The 17,239-nt window shown below is 63.5% G+C and carries 11 protein-coding genes; 2 read left to right on the top strand and 9 right to left on the bottom strand.

Features of this window, described 5'->3' with window-relative positions:
* Positions 1–3 precede the first annotated feature (3 nt).
* The 6 genes from IPQ13_14915 to IPQ13_14890 form a co-directional block, all read right to left on the bottom strand.
* Positions 4–1,446 carry an SDR family oxidoreductase gene (locus tag IPQ13_14915; GenBank protein MBL0212182.1) on the bottom strand — a complete coding sequence of 481 codons (1,443 nt, stop codon included), beginning with the start codon at positions 1,444–1,446 and terminating at the stop codon, positions 4–6.
* A gap of 22 nt (positions 1,447–1,468) precedes the next feature.
* A complete protein-coding gene (gene nrfD, locus IPQ13_14910; protein ID MBL0212181.1) occupies positions 1,469–2,719 on the bottom strand; it encodes a polysulfide reductase NrfD in 1,251 nt (416 codons plus the stop codon).
* A gap of 9 nt (positions 2,720–2,728) precedes the next feature.
* Complete coding sequence (locus IPQ13_14905; protein ID MBL0212180.1) at positions 2,729–3,646, bottom strand: 4Fe-4S dicluster domain-containing protein; 918 nt, start codon at positions 3,644–3,646, stop codon at positions 2,729–2,731.
* Positions 3,643–4,188 carry a hypothetical protein gene (locus tag IPQ13_14900; protein ID MBL0212179.1) on the bottom strand — a complete coding sequence of 182 codons (546 nt, stop codon included), beginning with the start codon at positions 4,186–4,188 and terminating at the stop codon, positions 3,643–3,645. The genes IPQ13_14905 and IPQ13_14900 overlap by 4 nt, the downstream gene beginning before the upstream one ends.
* Before the next feature lie 203 nt (positions 4,189–4,391).
* Positions 4,392–4,580: a hypothetical protein gene (locus IPQ13_14895; protein MBL0212178.1), complete on the bottom strand. Its 189-nt coding sequence runs from the start codon at positions 4,578–4,580 to the stop codon at positions 4,392–4,394.
* Entirely contained in the window at positions 4,577–5,050 is a 474-nt protein-coding gene (locus IPQ13_14890; GenBank protein MBL0212177.1) for an Hsp20/alpha crystallin family protein, read from the bottom strand. Before IPQ13_14890 ends, IPQ13_14895 begins: the two co-directional genes overlap by 4 nt.
* 419 nt (positions 5,051–5,469) lie before the next feature.
* Between IPQ13_14890 and fdhF the strand changes: the two genes are divergently transcribed.
* The gene (gene fdhF / locus IPQ13_14885) at positions 5,470–8,262 is read left to right on the top strand and encodes a formate dehydrogenase subunit alpha (protein MBL0212176.1); all 2,793 of its coding nucleotides are present in this window, start codon (positions 5,470–5,472) and stop codon (positions 8,260–8,262) included.
* Positions 8,263–8,488: 226 nt separating this feature from the next.
* Here fdhF and IPQ13_14880 read toward each other — a convergent pair whose 3' ends face one another.
* On the bottom strand, positions 8,489–11,044 hold the full coding sequence (locus IPQ13_14880; protein MBL0212175.1) for a DUF3516 domain-containing protein: 2,556 nt from the start codon (positions 11,042–11,044) through the stop codon (positions 8,489–8,491).
* 86 nt (positions 11,045–11,130) lie between these two features.
* On the opposite strand from IPQ13_14880, the gene IPQ13_14875 reads away from it, so the two are divergent.
* Positions 11,131–11,565, top strand: a complete 435-nt coding sequence (locus IPQ13_14875; GenBank protein MBL0212174.1) for a CBS domain-containing protein — start codon at positions 11,131–11,133, stop codon at positions 11,563–11,565.
* A 103-nt stretch (positions 11,566–11,668) separates the two neighbouring features.
* Here IPQ13_14875 and IPQ13_14870 read toward each other — a convergent pair whose 3' ends face one another.
* Together IPQ13_14870 and IPQ13_14865 are read right to left on the bottom strand one after the other, a co-directional pair.
* Entirely contained in the window at positions 11,669–16,336 is a 4,668-nt protein-coding gene (locus tag IPQ13_14870) for a DUF2339 domain-containing protein (GenBank protein MBL0212173.1), read from the bottom strand.
* Positions 16,336–17,160, bottom strand: a complete 825-nt coding sequence (locus IPQ13_14865) for a hypothetical protein (protein MBL0212172.1) — start codon at positions 17,158–17,160, stop codon at positions 16,336–16,338. The genes IPQ13_14870 and IPQ13_14865 overlap by 1 nt, the downstream gene beginning before the upstream one ends.
* Positions 17,161–17,239: the final 79 nt, after the last annotated feature.

Genomic DNA, 17,239 nt, shown 5'->3' with positions numbered 1-17,239 from the left:
TTCCTATTCACTCTCCGAGGCCTCCGCCTTGTCCTTGACAGCGCCGATCAGGCCAGGGAAGAGGAAGCGGTGGAAGGGGAGCACGGAGTACCAGTACAGGTAGCCCAGGACCCCGCGTGGCTCGAAGAAGGCGGTCTGCTCCACCCGCGCGCCCTCGGGGTCGGGCAGCACTTCGAATTGCAGCCAGGCCCGGCCGGGCAGTTTCATCTCGGCCCGGAGGCGCAGCAGATGCGAGGGTTCCAAGGCCTCCACCCGCCAAAAATCCAAGGGATCCCCGACCCGCAACTCCCGGGGATGGCGGCGGCCGCGGCGCATCCCCACCCCGCCCGCGAGGCGGTCCATGAAGCCCCTCAACTGCCAGAGCGCGTTGCCCGCAGGCCACCCTTCCTCCCCTCCCAGGCCGCAGATCACGTCGAAGACCCACGCGGGATCGGCCCTGATGCGCCGTCGGCGGCGATCCAGCAGCATGCCCTCATGGGCGCCCAGCTGGTCCGCCTCGGGCTTATCGAGGGAAAGACTGGACAGGCTGGAGGCCCAGGTCGTCACCACATCGTCGTAGGCCATGCGCGCCAGGGCCCGGTGGACGGCCTCGTCGTAGCCGGTGGGCCGCACGCCGAAAACTCGCAACGCCCGGTCGTCCCGCACCACCACCTCCGTCTGCAGGCTTTCCACCAGCGGATGCGCGATGCGGAAGGGGATGGGCGTGACCAGGTCCACCCAACGGCTGCTGAGTTCCGGCTTCGGCACCGGCAGGGACAGGATGATGCGGCGCAGCCCCCGGATCCGGGCATAGCGCAGCATCATCTCCCGGTAGCTCAGGATGTCCTGGCCGCCGATCTCGTAGATGCCTGCCGCGTCCGGATGGTCCAGGGCCTCCACCAGGTATTCCAGCACCGACCGGATGCCGATGGGCTGGCAGCGGGTATCCACCCACTTCGGCGTGATCATGATGGGCAGCCGTTCGGTGAGGTGGCGGATCATTTCAAAGCTGGCGCTGCCGGAGCCCACAATCACCGCGGCGCGGAACTCGATCACGGGAACCCCGCCCTCCGCCAGGCAGCGGCCCACCTCCTGCCGGGACACAAGATGCTTGCTGCGGACGATCTCGGGATCCCCCAGCCCCCCCAGATAGATGATCCGCTTCACGCCGGCGCTGGCGGCGGCTTCGCCGAAGGCCAAGGCCATGAGGCGGTCCCGCTCGCTGAAGGCTTGGCCCGCGGCCATCGAATGCACCAGGTAGTAAGCCACTTCGATGCCTTGGAGCGCATCTGACGAGGCAGCCGGGTCCCCCAGATCCCCCTGGACGATTTCCACACCCGGCCAGGGGTGTCCTTGCAGCCGGGCGGGGTTCCGGGCGATGCAACGCACCTGATGCCCCTTGGCCATCAGTCTCGGCACCAACCTCCCACCGATGTATCCCGTGGCTCCGGTCACGAGGACGCGCAAGTTTGGCTCCCAGGCTCCAGTCTCAGTGGGCTTCCGCCTCTAGTCCATCGGGAGCCGGCGTGGCAGGTTCGAGATGGCCCGCGCTGAAATGGCCCGACATGATGGGCACGGCCAGTTTGACCAGGAAGGTGAACACCAGGAATCCGATGCCGTAAATCCCAGCGGTGACGCCCCATTCCACGAAGGTCGGCCGGTATTCATAGATCTCGCCCAGCGTGTCCGGCGTCATGCCCGGCATGACGAGCCCCATGCCCTTCTCGATGTAGACGCCGAAATAGATGAGGCCGCAGCCGATATTCAGGAGCGTCATGTTCCGGCGCCACCGGGGCACCAGGAAGATGAAGAAGGCGATGACTGTTGCCACCAGACCGCCCCAGGCATAGGGCACCAGGGCCTTGTGCGGGCCGATGCCGCTCCAAAAATATTGGGTGTAAAGCAGATGCTCCGTGGCGGAGTAGTACTCCTTGAACAGTTCGGCGCCCAGCAGGAAGAGGTTCAGGAACATGGTGTAGGCCATGAGTTCCGCCACCTTCTGGATTGCCTCGTCCTTGATGGGAAGCCCAGTCCGCTTGCGCAGCACCTGGAAGAGGACCAGCAGGACCGCGGGCCCGGAGCAGAAGGCCGAGGCGATGAACCTGGGCGCCAGTATCGCGGTGTTCCAGTAGGGGCGGGAAGCCATGCCGTTGTAAAGGAACGCCGTCACCGTGTGGATGGAGACCGCCATGGGAATGGAGAAAAGCACCAGCGGGATGACGATCTTCTTGTTGTAGTCCTTGCCGTGGAATCCCTTGAAAAGGATGTGGCCCACCACGGCCAGGTTCACGCCCAGGTACACGTTCAGCACCAGGGCATCCCAGGCCATGATGGATATCGGGAAATTCGGGCTGCCGAGCAGTGGCGCGATGTGGAGGAACCGGTCCGGACGCCCCATGTCCACCAGCACGAAAAGAAGGCACATGATGATGGCCGAGATGGCCAGCAGTTCGCCCAGGATGGCCACCTCTTTGATCGGGCCCCAGTTGTAGACGTAGGCCGGGATCACCAGCATCACGGCCGCGGCGGCGATGCCCACCAGGAAGGTGAAATTGCCCACGTAGAAGGCCCAGGAGACCTGGTCCCGCATATTGGTGGCGATGAGCCCGTGGCGCAGCTGGAAGGAATAGGCGAAAAGGCCGATGGCGATGAGGGTCAGGAGGGCGCCCACCCAGATTTTGTAGGCCCGGTCGCCCGAAGCGATGATGCGGCCGGAGCCGCGGAGGAAGGAGATGGCCATGGTTCCGCCCTAAGTCGCGTAGAAGTAGAAAAAGCTCGGGTGGGTGGCAAGTTCCTCTTTCAGGATGAACACGCGCTTGGTGTCCATGGCCTGGCGGATCTCGCTATCAGGATCCAGGAGATTGCCGAATTTGCGCGCCCCCACGGGGCAGATTTCCACGCAGGCTGGATAAAGGCCTTCACGGGTGCGCTGGATGCAGAAGGTGCACTTTTCCACCACGCCCTTGGGCCGCGGGCGGTTGCCCAGCACATGCGTCTTGGGGTTCATTTCCTCCGCCGGAAGGCTCGGCTCGGCCCAATTGAAATGGCGGGCGCCGTAGGGGCAGGCGGACATGCAGCAGCGGCAGCCGATGCACCAGTCGTAGTCCACGACCACGATGCCGTCCTTTTCCTTCCAGGTGGCGCCGACCGGGCAGGTTTTCACGCAGGGCGGATCATCGCATTGCTGGCACTGCACCGGCATGTAGAACTTGCCCGGGCGGGGCACCTCCGCCGCGTCGTAATAGACATCGGAATGATTGATGTCGATGCCGTGGGCCTTGTCCATCTCCAGCACCCGGATCCATTGGATCTGCGGCTCCTTCCGGGACTGGTTGTTCTCTTCGACGCAGGCGTAGACGCAGCGCCGGCAGCCCACGCAGCGGGAAAGGTCGAGGCCGTACCCGAACTTGACGCCGTCCATGGGGCCAGCTTCGCTCACGGTGACCGACTTCCCGTATTGCCGGGAATACTTCCGCTCCCAGCTCGTGACCATCCGCCGGACATCCGCCGGGGAGAGTTCCCGGAAGGACTTCCGGAAGAACCCTTCCAGGTCGCAGGCTGCGCCGGAGGCGACGGTGGCGCCGACGGCCAGGAATTTCAAGACATCGCGGCGTCCGGGGTCCATCGCCCCGGAACCGCACCCGCCGGATTTGCTGGAAGGATTCATCGGGCTCCTCGCTTCATCTCACTGGGGCGGACGGGTGGGGGAAGTGGCTTGATGGGCTTGAATCGCGGGGTGTGGGGATTGTGGCAATGGACACACAGCAGGTAGGTCTTCTCTCCGTTCCATTGGCCGATGCGCTTGCCGTGGACGCCCCGTTTCCAGTCCCGGTACTTGTCCCCGTGGCACTGGCCGCAAAGCTTGTAGGACTCGCTGAACGCCACCGGCGCGCCGCTGGTGAGATGGAGCACATCGCGGTTCTTCGCGTCGTGGCAGTCCAGGCACCAGCGGTTTTCGCTGTCGTGGTGGAATTCCGCCTGGATGTCGTCGTGGAACTGGAGTTCCCGGCGCGCGGGGTTGAGTTTCCCGTTCACTTTTTCGTTGTGGCACTGGCTGCAAGGGAAGATCCCGTCCGTGAGGGGCGGCGCCTTGGCCTCCACCAGTTGCTCCTTCTTTTGGGCTCTGGCGGGCTGGGCGGGCGGAGTGCCGGTCCCCAGTGCCCCGGCTCCGGAAAGGGTCATCACCAAAGCAGCAGCCATCCAGAGCATCCTGGTCCCCCTTGTTCGTTCCTAGAATGTGGTCCGAAATCCGCGTGTCCGAGATCACAACTCTCAAGCACGGGGATTTTTCCTAAAAAAGCCTGCGCGCCTGCGCTGCTTCGCCCGCCTCGATGCCCTCCGCCCGTTGGGACGGCGCGGAGGAATCAAGTGCGGGCGAAGGATTCCAGACTATGGAATGGATGCGTGGTTTGTCAGTGACCGCTCACGGAGCGCTTCCGCTTGGCGGACCGGATCGCCCTGGCGGAGGCGACCATCCCCCTGAACCGGTTGCGGTCGATCCTGGCGGTGGTTTTGATGCGCACCCGCCGCGCCTGGGGATTCGCCGAATCCCGGAGAAACGGGTGCGCGGATTCATTCAGAAACGGCGCTAGGGAATTCATGATGTCTTCACTTCCACCTTCTTGGGACGGATCTCGGGACTCTTGGGCACGGTCACTGAGAGCACGCCATTTTTCAATTCGGCCTTCACCTTGTTGGCGTCGACATCCTCCGGAAGGGCGATGGCGCGGCTGAAGCTGCCGAAGGTGCGCTCATAGGCGTAGCAGACCTCGTCGTCCCGCGTGATTTCTTCCTCGCGCTTCCCGCTGATGGTCAGGCGGTTGCCGGAGACGGAGATCTCAATATCGTTTTCCTTCATCCCCGGAAGATCGGCCTTCAGGGAAAACTCGTTGGGAGTCTCCTTCAAGTCGAAGGCGGGCAGGAAGGTTTCCATTTTATTGCTGGTGCGCAGGCCGAGATCCTGGAATGGATCCCAGCGGTTGGCCTCCCTCAGCATGCGGAGGGGGTCCTCGAAAAGCGATTCTCGCGCCATCCCGACATTCTTGGGGCGCTGTTTCAGGACAAGGGACATGGTGACCTCGTGGATGGAAAGGGGTTGGAGGGGAAGGCTGGCTGGCGCCTCTGGAGGCGCCCGGATGGCCCGGTGGTTCCGGCGCCTGCGGAAAAAATCCCCACCAATGCCGCCACCCCGGGAACGCCCATCCGCCGGGGGGCACCAACCATTTGAAATCCAGCTCTGTCGTGGCTGTTTGACGAGTCTTGACATATAGACTCCAACCAGCGCCTGCTTCGACCCCATGGCAAAGGACACCTATCCCGAACCTTGGAGAAGCGGCCACAAATTGGGTCCGATTCGCTGTGATTTGTATCAAGAGTTTCCCGGTCCGGAATACCGGAATCCAAGCCCCGCCACGAACAATCTTTCAAGCCTGTTTTCAAAAGCTTGCGGCGCGCAGGGCCCCGAAGGATCCTACGGACGGGTGGATCGCCATGACCGGACTGGCCCTCACAGTGAATGATCGACGGGTCACGGCCGAGCCGGGAGACACGCTGCTCACGGTGCTGTCCCGGCAGGGCCTGGAAGTCCCCACCCTCTGCCACGATCCGCGTCTGAAGCCGGCTTCGCTTTGCCGGATGTGCGAAGTTGAAGTCGGCCGTCGCTGCAAAATAACTTGCGCATCTCGGTGGTGGACCGGCATAAGGGTCCGTAACAAAAAAACCAGAACTGCACAGGTTTTTTTGCGACGGTCCCTAACCGGCCAGGAGCGGAATCTCTGCGCCTGCTCCACCGTGGCGGAACCGGGCATGGTCGTGCGAACCCACACGCCTGAACTGGAGGACTATCGCCGGGGCGTGCTGGCCATGATGGCCCGGGACTATCCTTCCGCCGCGGTGGATGCGCACCCCCATGAACCCTTCCACCGCTGGCTCCGCCACTACGGCGTGGCGCCCGCCGGGAAGGGTGATCCCGACCGGTTGGACACCACCCACCCCTACATCCGCGTGGACCTGTCCCAGTGCATCGAATGCTACCGCTGTGTCCGGATCTGCGAGGAACTGCAGGGCCAGTTCGTGTGGAAAGCGATCGACCGGGGTGGCAGCACCCATGTGGCGCCGGGATTCGCGGATTCGCTCCTCCACAGCCCCTGCGTGAGCTGCGGAGCCTGTGTGGATACCTGCCCCACCGGTGCGCTGGAGGATGCTTCGCACTTTGTCCATGGCATCCCGGATAGCTGGACCAGCACCACCTGCCCCTACTGCGGCGTGGGCTGCGGCATGGAAATCGGCGTCAAGGACGGCCGCATCGCGAGCGTGCGCCCGTTGATGGATTCCCCCGTCAATGCCGGCCATTTGTGCGTGAAGGGCCGTTATGGAACGGGCATCGTCGATGCCCCGGACCGCGTGGCGCAACCGGCTGTCCGGCGGAATGGCGAGTGGGTCCAGGTTTCCTGGGATGAGGCCCTGGATGAGGCCGCCGCCGCCATCCGGCGCATCCGGGAAATGCACGGACCCGACGCCATCGGCTTCCTGGGCTCCTCCCGCGCCACCAACGAAGACTCCTACCTGGTGCAGAAGCTGGCGCGCGTCGTGGTGGGCACGAACAACGTGGACTGCTGCGCCCGGGTCTGCCACGCGCCCAGCGCCGCGGGCCTGGGCCAGGTCTTCGGGACCGGCGCCGCCACCAACAGTTTCGAAGACATCGAGAAGGCCGCCCTGATCATGATCGTGGGCGCCAATCCCACCGAGAACCACCCCATCGTGGGCAACCGCATCAAGCAGCGCGCCCTGGCCGGCATACCGCTCATCGTCATCGATCCCCGCCGCATCGAGCTCGCCGGCCACGCCTCGGTCCATCTGGCGCCGCGCCCGGGCACGAACCTGCCCCTGCTCCTGGCGATGGCCCAGGTGATCCTCGCGGAAGGCCTGGAGGATCGTCCCTTTCTGGAAGCCCGCACCGAGAACCTGGAGGCCTTCCGGACCGCGGCCGAAGAGTGGCCTCCGGAACGCGCCGCCCAGGTCTGCGGCGTCGGCGCAGAATCCATCCGGCAAGCCGCCAGGCTCTATGCCTCGACACGGCCTGCCCTGGCCATCAACGGGCTGGGCCTGACCGAGCAGATCCAGGGCACCGAGGGCGTCATGGCTTTGGCCCAGCTCGCGCTGCTGACCGGCAACATCGGCAAGCCCGGCTCGGGAGTCAATCCACTCCGGGGCCAGAACAACGTCCAGGGGAGCGCGAACATGGGCTGCGAGCCCTCGCGCCTCACCGGCTACCAGCCCATCGCCGCCGCCCGGGAACTCCACGAGCAGGTGTGGGGAGTGCCCATCCCCGAAACCGCCGGTCTGTCGGTGATGGGCATGGTGGACGCGGCTTTCGAAGGCCGGCTGAAGGGCATGGTGGTGTTCGGCTACGATGTGCTGCTCAGCAACCCGGACGCCCACCGCACGGCCGAGGCCCTGGGGCGCCTCAACGCCATGGTGGTGGTGGACCTGTTCATGACCGAAACGGCCAAGGCCTTCGGGACGGTGTTCCTGCCGGTGGCCAGCTCCTTCGAAAAAGAGGGCACCTTCATGAACGGCGAACGCCGTGTCCAGCGGGTGCGGGCGGCCATCCCGCTCCATCCCGGCGTGAAGACCGATCTCGAGGTCGCCTGCCTGCTGGGGCAGCGGCTGGGATTCGCGGACCACTTCGCTTTCCTCGACGCTGGCGCCACCGATGCCGTTGCCGCCGAGGCCGTCTGGGAAGAGATCCGCCAGGTCTGGCCGGTGGCCAGAGGCATCACCTATCCGCGGATCGAATCCGTGGGAATCCAATGGCCCTGCCCCTCCGAGGACCATCCGGGCACCACCGTCCTCCATGCCGGCCGCTTTCCGAAAGGCCCTCGCGCCGCATTCAGGGCCCTGGCCTACCGGCCCAGCGCTGAAATCCCCACGGCCGAGTTCCCATTGCTGATGAACACCGGCCGGACGCTCTACCACTTCAACGCGGCCACCATGACCGGGCGGACCCGCAACCGCGAACTCCAGCGGGACGACTGGATCCAGATCCATCCGCAGGATGCGGGCCCCCTAGGGATCGCGGACGGCGGCCCCGTGGTGGTGGAAACCCGCCACGGCCAATTCCCCGCCCATGCGTGGATCACCGACGTGGTTCGGCCCGGCGAATGCTTCGGCGTCTTCCACAACCCGGAAGCGTTCGTGAACCGGGCTACCGGACAAGGCCGAGACAATTTCACCGAAACCCCGGAGTACAAAGTCACCGCAGCGAGGATCAGGCCAAGCTGAATAAAATTGCGCCACAAAGATTCGCTGAATTTAATAGAACAAATAACAAAAAAGGATGATTAGCTACAAAGAATACAAGGTTGAAAAGTTAAAAAGTTGAAAAGTTGAAAAGTTGAAAAGTTGAAATAATTGAAATGCTTTTCTTTGTGAACTTTGTGTTCTTTGTGGCTAATAATTTTTTTATGTTTTGGAATCTTGAGGCCGATCTATACCAGATCGATGTGGCCTACCGGTATTCCCCCATCCTGATCAGCCGCATCACCGGCTGGCCGGCTTCCCGGGATGCGTTCAGGTCCACCTCGAACTCGGCGGTCCAATCATTGAGTTCTTCGTTGTCGACGAGCATCTGCTGGACGACCACGATCGCGGGGGCTCCGGCCTTGGGCTGGATGTAGGTGTGGCGGGCATTGCGGCCTTCGGGATCCAGACGCGGCCCCTGGTGGCTGGCGAGATACTGCGCCACCATGGCCTTCAACCGCTCGGGTGTCCAGGGGCGCTCCTCGCCATCCAACGGCGGAACGTTCGGCGCCGATTCCAAGCTTTGCAGAGCATCCTCCCAGTCGCTGGAGGCCAGGCGGCGCAGGAACACGAAGACCTGCGACCGGATGGCGGCGTGGAAGGCCTTGCGATCGCGGGTGATGTCCCTGGCGGCTTCCTCGGCGCCGGGCATGGCCAGGATTGCTTCATCCCGCACGTAGTCGGGGTTCTGCATCTTCTCCCAGGCATCCAGCAGGCTGGAATCCACCTGGCGGAGCATGGCGCCGAGGTAGGCCTGCATCTCCCACGCTTCGTCGTTTTTTAGTCCATCCGGAACGGTCTGGGCAAGCACCTTGAACGTGCTGTGGATATGGCGCAGCAGCAGTCCCTCGACCCGCTGCAAGTCGTAGGCGCGCACGTAGTCGGCGAAGCTGAGGTAGCTTTCGAACATCTCGCGGACGATGGACTTGGGGCGGATGTTCTCCTGTCCCACCCACGGATGTTTGTCCGCGAATTCGTTGAAGGTGCTGTAGATGAATTCGCGCAGGGGTTTGGGGTATTCCAGCTTTTCCAGCTCCGCCATGCGCTGCTCGTACTCGATGCCCGCCATCTTCATCTCGGCGATGGCCCTGCCCTTCACCCGGTCCAACTGCTTCCGCAGGATCTGATCCGGATCTTCCAGGATGCTTTCCACCAGGGTCAGCAGATCCAGGGCATAGTCCGGCGATTCGTAATCCAGCAAAGGAATCGTGTCCATCAGGTAAAGGGACAGGGTCTGGTTCATGGAGAAGTCGTCCTGCAATTCCACGTTCACGCGCAGCCTGCGGCCCGACGCATCTGGCGGCATGAACCCCACGATGCGCCGCGCCACCAGCGCCCTGAAAAGCTGCCAGCCGCGTCTCCGGTGAGCATCTTTCTGGCGGTCCGTCTCGTGGCAGTCCCGGAGGAGCTGGCGCATGGCCAGGCAGCCGTCGCTCTTGCGGCTGAGCACGTTCAGCAGCATGGCGTGGGACACCTGGAAGCGTGAGCCCAGCCGCTCGGGCTGGGCGACGATCAGGCGCTTGAACGTGTCTTCGTCCCAGTGGGCGTAGTTGCGGTCCGGAGCCTGGCGCTTCACGAACTTCTTGCCGGGTTTCTGGGACAACCGCAGATTCTCGATCACGTGCTCTGGTGCCTGGGCCACCACGTAACCCACGTCGTCGAAACCTTTGCGGCCAGCCCGGCCTGCGATCTGGTGGAAGTCACGGGCGCTCAGAATGCCCGTTTTTTCGCCATTGTACTTGCAGAGCTTGGTGAACAACACGGTCCGGATCGGAACATTGATGCCCACGCCCAGCGTGTCCGTCCCGCAGATGATCTTGAGCAGCCCCTTCTGGGCCAGCTGCTCCACCAGGATCCGGTACTTGGGGAGGAGCCCCGCATGATGGAGGCCGATGCCCTGGCGCAGCCAGCGCTTCATGTCGGGGCCGTAGGGGCTGTTGAACTTGAAGCCCTCAAGCTCGGCGGCGAGGGCAGACTTTCCCTCTTTGCTACACACATTCAAACTGGTGAAGTCCTGAGCGCTGGCGGCCGCATCGGCTTGGGTGAAATGGACCACGTACACCGGCGCCCTTCCGCTTTCCACCAGCTTCTCCAACGTGAAAGCGAGCGGTGTTTCGGCGTAGGTGAAGCCCAACGGAACCGGACGGTCGCTGGACTTCACCGTCGCCGTGGGCAATCCGTTGAGCCGCGTCAGTTCCGTTTCGAAAAAGCTGGTGTCGCCGAGCGTGGCGCTCATCAACAGGAACCGCGTCCGCTTGAGGATCAGCAGCGGAACCTGCCAGGCGACGCCCCGCTCGCGGTCCGCATAGTAGTGGAATTCGTCCATCACCACGTCATGGGCGAAGGCCTCCTCGCCTTCGGACAGCGCCATGTTGGCCAGGATCTCCGCGGTGCAGCAGAGGATCGGCGCATCGCGGTTCACGGTGGCGTCGCCGGTGCTGAGGCCCACGTTTTCCGCTCCGAATTCCCGGCAGAGCGCCATCCATTTCTCGTTCACCAGCGCCTTGATGGGGCAGGTGTAGACCGATCGCCGCCCCCGGGCCAGGCTCATGAAATGAAGCGCCGTGGCCACCAGGGATTTCCCAGATCCCGTAGGTGTGTTCAGGATGAGATTCCGGCCTTCGAAGACCTCCAGGATGGCCGCCTCCTGGGCGGGGTAGAGGATGAGGTCCTTGGCTTCGAGGTATTGCAGGAACAGCCCCAGCAATGCTTCGCTGCTGGAGCCGCCCTTCGATGGAATCAATCCGTGCAGTTTCAAAGACATCGCATCAGAATCCCAGCATTTCCTGCTGATCCGGAGTAATATCCGATATCAACTTTCAGGACAGCAGATTCGATTGGGAGCGAACCATGAAACGTGTCGACCAACTCCTCCGCGAAAAGGGGTCGGATTTCTGGTCGGTGGCCCCGGGAGCCACGGTATTCACGGCCCTGGAACTCATGGCCGAAAAGAATATCGGCGCCGTGCTGGTCATGGAGGGGGACCGCTTGACCGGGATCTTTTCCGAGCGGGACTATGCCCGCAAGGTCGCGCTGGCCGGCCGCTCCTCGAAGGACCTTACTGTGCAGCAGATCATGACTCCCAAAGTCGTCTGCGTCAGGCCCGAGCAGAGCATCGAAGAGTGCATGGCCCTCATGTCCGACAAGCACATCCGCCATCTGCCGGTCATCGAAGGAGACCAGGTCGTGGGGGTCATCTCGGTCGGGGACGTGGTGAAGAGCGTGATTTCCGAACAGGGCTTCATCATCACCCAGCTGGAGCACTACATCACCGGGTCGCACTGAGCGGGCCGGACCCCAGCTCAATAAAAGTTGGCCTCGAAACCACACGAGGGGTGGATGGAGGACTTCGGGTTCTGTCTGTGTTCCTTCCAGTGGATGGCAACGCCTAGAGCAGGCTTTCCAGGCGGTCCTTGAACCGTGTGTAGACGAAGCTGACGGTGATCAGCACCACGCCGAGGGCGATGAACGAAGCCACGCGTGGGAGGCCTTGGAGGCCGCGCAAATCCCAGATGAAGAGCTTGAGGGTGCAGGCCGAGAGGATGCCCAGGCCGAGCAGCCGCGCCAAGCGTTCCCGAACGGCGAAGCCCAGGCCCACCATTCCGAACCCGAAGAGCGTCGCCCAGACCGTCAGGGAGGTTCCGGTCGCTTCCTGCCAGATGAACGCGGCAAGGAGAACGGCCTGCATGATGAACCAGGGCATGCGGTGCCGTCCGGCGAACAACTCGGTTTGGGTCCCTTCGATTCCATCCTCCTCCGCGCGCGGATTCGCGAGCCTCAGGCGGACATAGCCGGACAGGAGGGCTGCGCATGCGACCGGGATGGCCACGAGATTCTCGCCGCTGGGCACGAAGGCATCCCAGTGGAAGAAGTTCTGGCCGAAAGCGCGCAAGGTGCTGGCACAGGCCAAGAGCAGGGCTGCCCGGAGCCAATGGGTGTCCTGCTTCCAGGCGCCGATGAAAAGCGTGAGCGCCCCCTGGATGGCCCAGGCGGTCAACACGTAGGGCCGCCTCACCTCGTAGAACAGCACCGCACCCAGGACAAACTGGGCGGCGTAGAGGTAGGAATTTCGCAGCCATTCGTGGTCGCCATCGATCACGCCCTGGTGGAACCGGTTCCAGAGGCCATAGACGACGGCCATGGCCCCAAGGAGGGGTAGGCACGCCCACAGGCGCAGGCTGAGGCCCATGGCCACCTGATCCATGGCCAGGTTGACCAGCAGGCTATGGATCAGTCCGGCCCCCATCAGGGCATGGCCGAGGAAAGGCCAGGTGGAGCGCTCCAGGGCGCGTCCGCGCTCGAAGTGGGCCAGCGCCAGTGCGCCCCACAGGATGGGGACGAGCTGGTCCCTATGCTGTTCAATGGCTTCGGTCTTGATGAAGATGGCAAGGATGGAGGTTGTCGCGATCAGTAGGATGTTGCCATAGCCTTCCAGGCCCGGGATGAGGTCCCGGAGCTGGAGGTCTTCCCGTTTCTCTTCGACCACGGCTCCATGAATTTCCCGGTGGACGAGGTACGCCAGAACGAGGGCCAGGCACACCGCCAGGATGCGCTCGGAGAAGCCCTGGATCTGGCCTGGGACCATCCAAATCTGGGCCACCATCGCGACCACACAGCCAAGGGAGGACGATGCGAAAATCAGCGCCTCCGCGCCATGCAGAATGGACGGGCGCTTGCGGGCCCAGACCATCCAGAGCAGGCCGAAGGCCATGAGCGAGCCGGGTACCCAGAGAGGCTTGAATTCGAACACGGCCAGGAGGATCAGAAGGCCCATTCCGACCAAGCTATTGAAGATCGTTCCTGCTTCCACGGTCTGCTCGTCGAGCTTTTCGGTGGCAGTGGTCCAGGCGCCCAGGATCCACTCTTGGGTCAATGCCAGGGTCGCCAAGATGCCCAGGTTCCAGGCGCGATACTCGACGTGGAACCAGGTCCCATGGGCTTGGAAGCCAAACTCTCGCAGGGCGATGAGGGTGACCATCCCGACGATGATCGAGCCCCGGACCTGCTCCTTGAAACCCAGCAACAGGCCGATGCCCAGCAGAAGCAGCGAGAGGAAGGCCAAGGCCGGTGCCACCCAGGGATCAGGAACTTCGGTCCAGACGGCGCAGACCATAAGCGTTAGGCCCGAGAGAGAATGAAACCAGAGCGCGCCCTGCCGTTCGCGCTCGTTGAGCACGCGTTGAGCCGCGGGGATTCTGATCATGGCTTCGGAAAGGAAGGCAGCCAGGGCCACCCCCAACAGAGTCCAGCCATGGAGCGTGATGGCCCCCCACAGTGTGATGGTGGAGGCTGGTTTGACCCAGAGCAGCACCAAGGCCAACCCCATGAGGCCAAAGGAGGCGAGCGCTCGCTCCCGATGGGACCAGAGCATCCCGAGGCCCAGATGGAGCACGGCTAAACCTGACATTGTCACGGCGAGCCATGCATCGGGGACCTCGATGAAAAGGACGAGGACGGCCAGCACAAGCCCCACGAGGCTCGTGAACAGGATGGGTTCCTGCCTCCATTTTTCGCCCAGAACCTCCCTGGCGCCATCCCGGCGGGAGATGAATTCCAGAATGAAGGCAGTGGCCCCAAGGCCCATGAGCGTCCAGGAACGGATGCCGAGGTGGAACCACCCCACTTGCGGCGAGGCGGGCTTGGCGATCAGGGTGAGGAGCCCGAAGATCAGCAACAGGTAAGCCTCATAGGCTCGGTCCTTGTGGCACCAGCGGATGCCCAAAAGGAGGTAGCCGATGGCTGCGACGCCGAAGGAGACCGCGATCCACGGAGTGGGGGCCTCGGTATAGAGCGCGAGGCATCCAAGCAAGAGCCCGGGGATGCTCACGGCATACATCGCCCAGTTCCGTATTGTCTTTGTGAACAGAGCCTCAGAGGCGGGCCTGCGGATCAGGCACTCCAGTATGAAGGCCATCGCGCCGACACCCAATAAAGACCACCCGCGGTGGCTGATGTGCCACAAACCGGGCGTTGCGGGGGCTGGCTCTGCGTAGAGCAGGACCAGGGCGAACCCGAAGAGGACCAGGGCGCCTCTGGCGCGGTCTTTGTGGCCCCGCCAGAGGGCGATCCCGAAATAGACCACGGCAAGGGCCGCGAAGCCGGTGGCCCGCCAGGCCAAGGGCAGCTCGGTGTAGGCCGCGACCAGCAGCAGCACGAACCCGGAAAGCGCGGCGAACCTGCGGGCGGCCGTCCAGGCTGATTCGGAGAGAAACGTCTCGTCCTTGGAGAACCTGACGATCGCTTCGATGGCAAAGGCGGCGGCGGACACGCTCAGCAGCGACCACCCATGGAGGGTGACGTGCCAGAGGGGCGGGCCTGATGGCACGGGTTTGAGCAGAAGGATTAGCAGCGCCGCGGCCAAGGTGAAGAAGGCCGAAGTGGCGACGTCCTTGAATTTTCCAATGGCGGCGATGCCCATGAGGGCCATCGCCAGGATTCCGAAGCCCGTGCCCACCAAGGCCACCGGAAGTTCACGGAAGAGCAAGGCCCAAGTCGCGATCACGCCGAGATATCCGAAGAACGCCGTAATGGATGGGGCTACCTCTTCAGGGACATCCTCATGGGGTTTCCTGCGGGCCAGGGCGCTACCGGCACCCAGCAACAGGGCGGTGCCCCCCGCACCTGCCCAGCGCGCCATGACAGTTCCGGGCTCTCCTGGAATGGAGACCAAGGCATAGATGGCGGAGCCGAGCGCCACGAAGCCCAGGACGGGCGCTTCGGCAAGGGTGTCCCGCTGCCCTTTCAGCCATCCCAGAGCCAGCCACAACAGGGCCAGGAGGGCGTAGGCGCTGCCCAAGTTCCGGACCGGAATCTCGAACCAGATGAAGAGACCCAGCAGGAAGGTGCCTGCAGCGCTGAAGAAGTAGGGAGCGATGGGGATCTCGTGGGCCGCTTCGCAGGTCTCTTTCCAGAAGGTCCTGAGCAGGCCCGCGTTGAGGAGCCAGAGACCGGATGCCGTCGCCAGCAACAGGGTTCTGCCCATGCCGAGGGCCGGATCGAGCTTGGTGATGAGGATGTCCAGGAGCGTGAAGCAGAACGCGCCGTAGGCGATCCGCCGGAAATATTTTTCCTTCAGGACGATGCCTCCCACCAGGAGCATCTCGATGCCGAGGAGTCGGTAGACCGGGGTCAGGTGATGCTTCCAGCCCAGTCTGAGCGGGGTCACCAACGCCAGGGCCGCGAAAGCCTCCGTGGCCGCCAGCAGGTACATGGTGCGGCGTCCGCGGCGCTGGTAGGCCCAGGCGACCAGGAGATTCGCCAGGCCGAATCCGGCTGCCCAGATCCAGGGACGTCCCTCATGCAAGGTCTGGTGCAGGCAGAGGCCGAAACCGCCGAGAAAGTTGCCGATCTGGGAAAGGCCGATCCAGCGCTCCCGGTCCTCGTCCCCATCAAAGAAGACGAGTACGAGCTGGAAGGCAGCCCAGCACAGCAGCAGCGTGATGAGCAGGCTGGCATCGGCGGCGAGGCTGGGGCGGCGGATGATCCAGAAAGTGAGCGTGCCCCAAGTGGCCGGGACGCCAAAACCCAATAAGCGCACCCATCCGGTGCGCCAGACCAGGACTGCCATGGCGAGCGCCACGATGAGCGTGCTGGTGAGATTGAAGGTGGGCTGCAGTTCCCAGGCCGCCGTTCCGAGGCCCAGAAAGATGAGCAGGAAGGCCGAGGTGGTGGTCCACTCATTTCGGTAGCGCAGCGAGAAGGCGACGGCTGCAGCGGCGGCGACAAGCAGCGCAATGATGGCCGCGGACTGGTTGGGAAAGACCTTGCTGGCTTCGATGAAGCCGCCCGCGTAGGTGACGAAATACAGGATGCCCCAGGCCCCGGCGATGATCGCCCTGCCGAAGGTCATGTAGGTGGGTCTCCGCTCCGCGAACAGTCCCCCGCCGAGCATGGCGAGAGCGCCCAGGTAGCCCATGAGGATCTTTCCAAGGGGCCCCATGCGCTGGAACACCAGGCCCATGGCGAAGACCACGCCGATCACCAGGATGGCGACCCCCGCTTTGAGGAAAAGCTGGGTCCCGAGGAAGTCCTCCATGTTGCGCCGCGGCTTTTCCACTATCTCCGACGGGGTGGCAGGTGGACCATGGGCTTGAAAGCTGGTCGGCCTGGAAGTGGCAGGGGAACGGGCGCAGGCAACGGCTCCCATTGCGGCCTGGATGGGGCCATAGATTCTGGGATTAATGACCCTGGTGCGACGACAGGTTCCGGCTCGGGCGCAGGCTCGGGCGCGATGGGTTCCTCGGCCTTCATGAAAGCTGGCACGATGGGTTCCACGATCGCTGCGGGTTGCGCGGCGGTAAAGACCACAGGCTCAGGCACAGGAAGGGCGGGAGGCGCCAGCGGAAGCTCGGGGAGGGCCGGGATCTCTGGGGGCGGCGAGACTTCGAACGCTGCTGCCGCTACGGCCAGACCTGGCGTCGCGATCACGGGAAGCACGGCAGGTTCCGGCTCTGGCGCCTTCGGCAATTCCGGGATGACGGGGTAGGCAGCTTTAGGACTCCGGAATTCCGGTGCGGGCCTTGATGGCTGGACGATCACCGACTTCAGCGGAGGGGGGATCGCGACCCCAGGGTGGGTGTCTTCCTTCGCTGCGGACGAGTCCTTGAGTACGTTCTCCTGGGTGTGGATCTGTTTCCGCAGTGAATCCACTTCCACCCTCAACTTCGCGATGGCCTCCCAGAGCGCTTTGGCATCGAAGTTCTCATCCACCGGAGCATTCGAGGTGCGTATCAAGGCGGCGATCGCCAGGCCCAGGGATGTGAAGATCAGGATGGCGGTGAGGCAGCCAGTCGAGGCGCCACTCATTTGTTGCGCGACATACACAAAGGCGGCGCAACAGAGACTGGCGATGGGGAGCACGTAGTTCGAGGACTTACTCATGCGATTACTCCAGGTCTTGGTAGAACACCATCAAGCAAGACATCAGACAGCTAGCGGCCAAGACTGATTCGCCGCAGTC

The organism is Holophagaceae bacterium (genome assembly GCA_016720465.1).
GTDB lineage: Bacteria > Acidobacteriota > Holophagae > Holophagales > Holophagaceae > JANXPB01.
The sequence above is the reverse complement of the archived record's forward strand: the minus strand, read 5'-3'. Positions and strand labels throughout refer to the sequence as shown.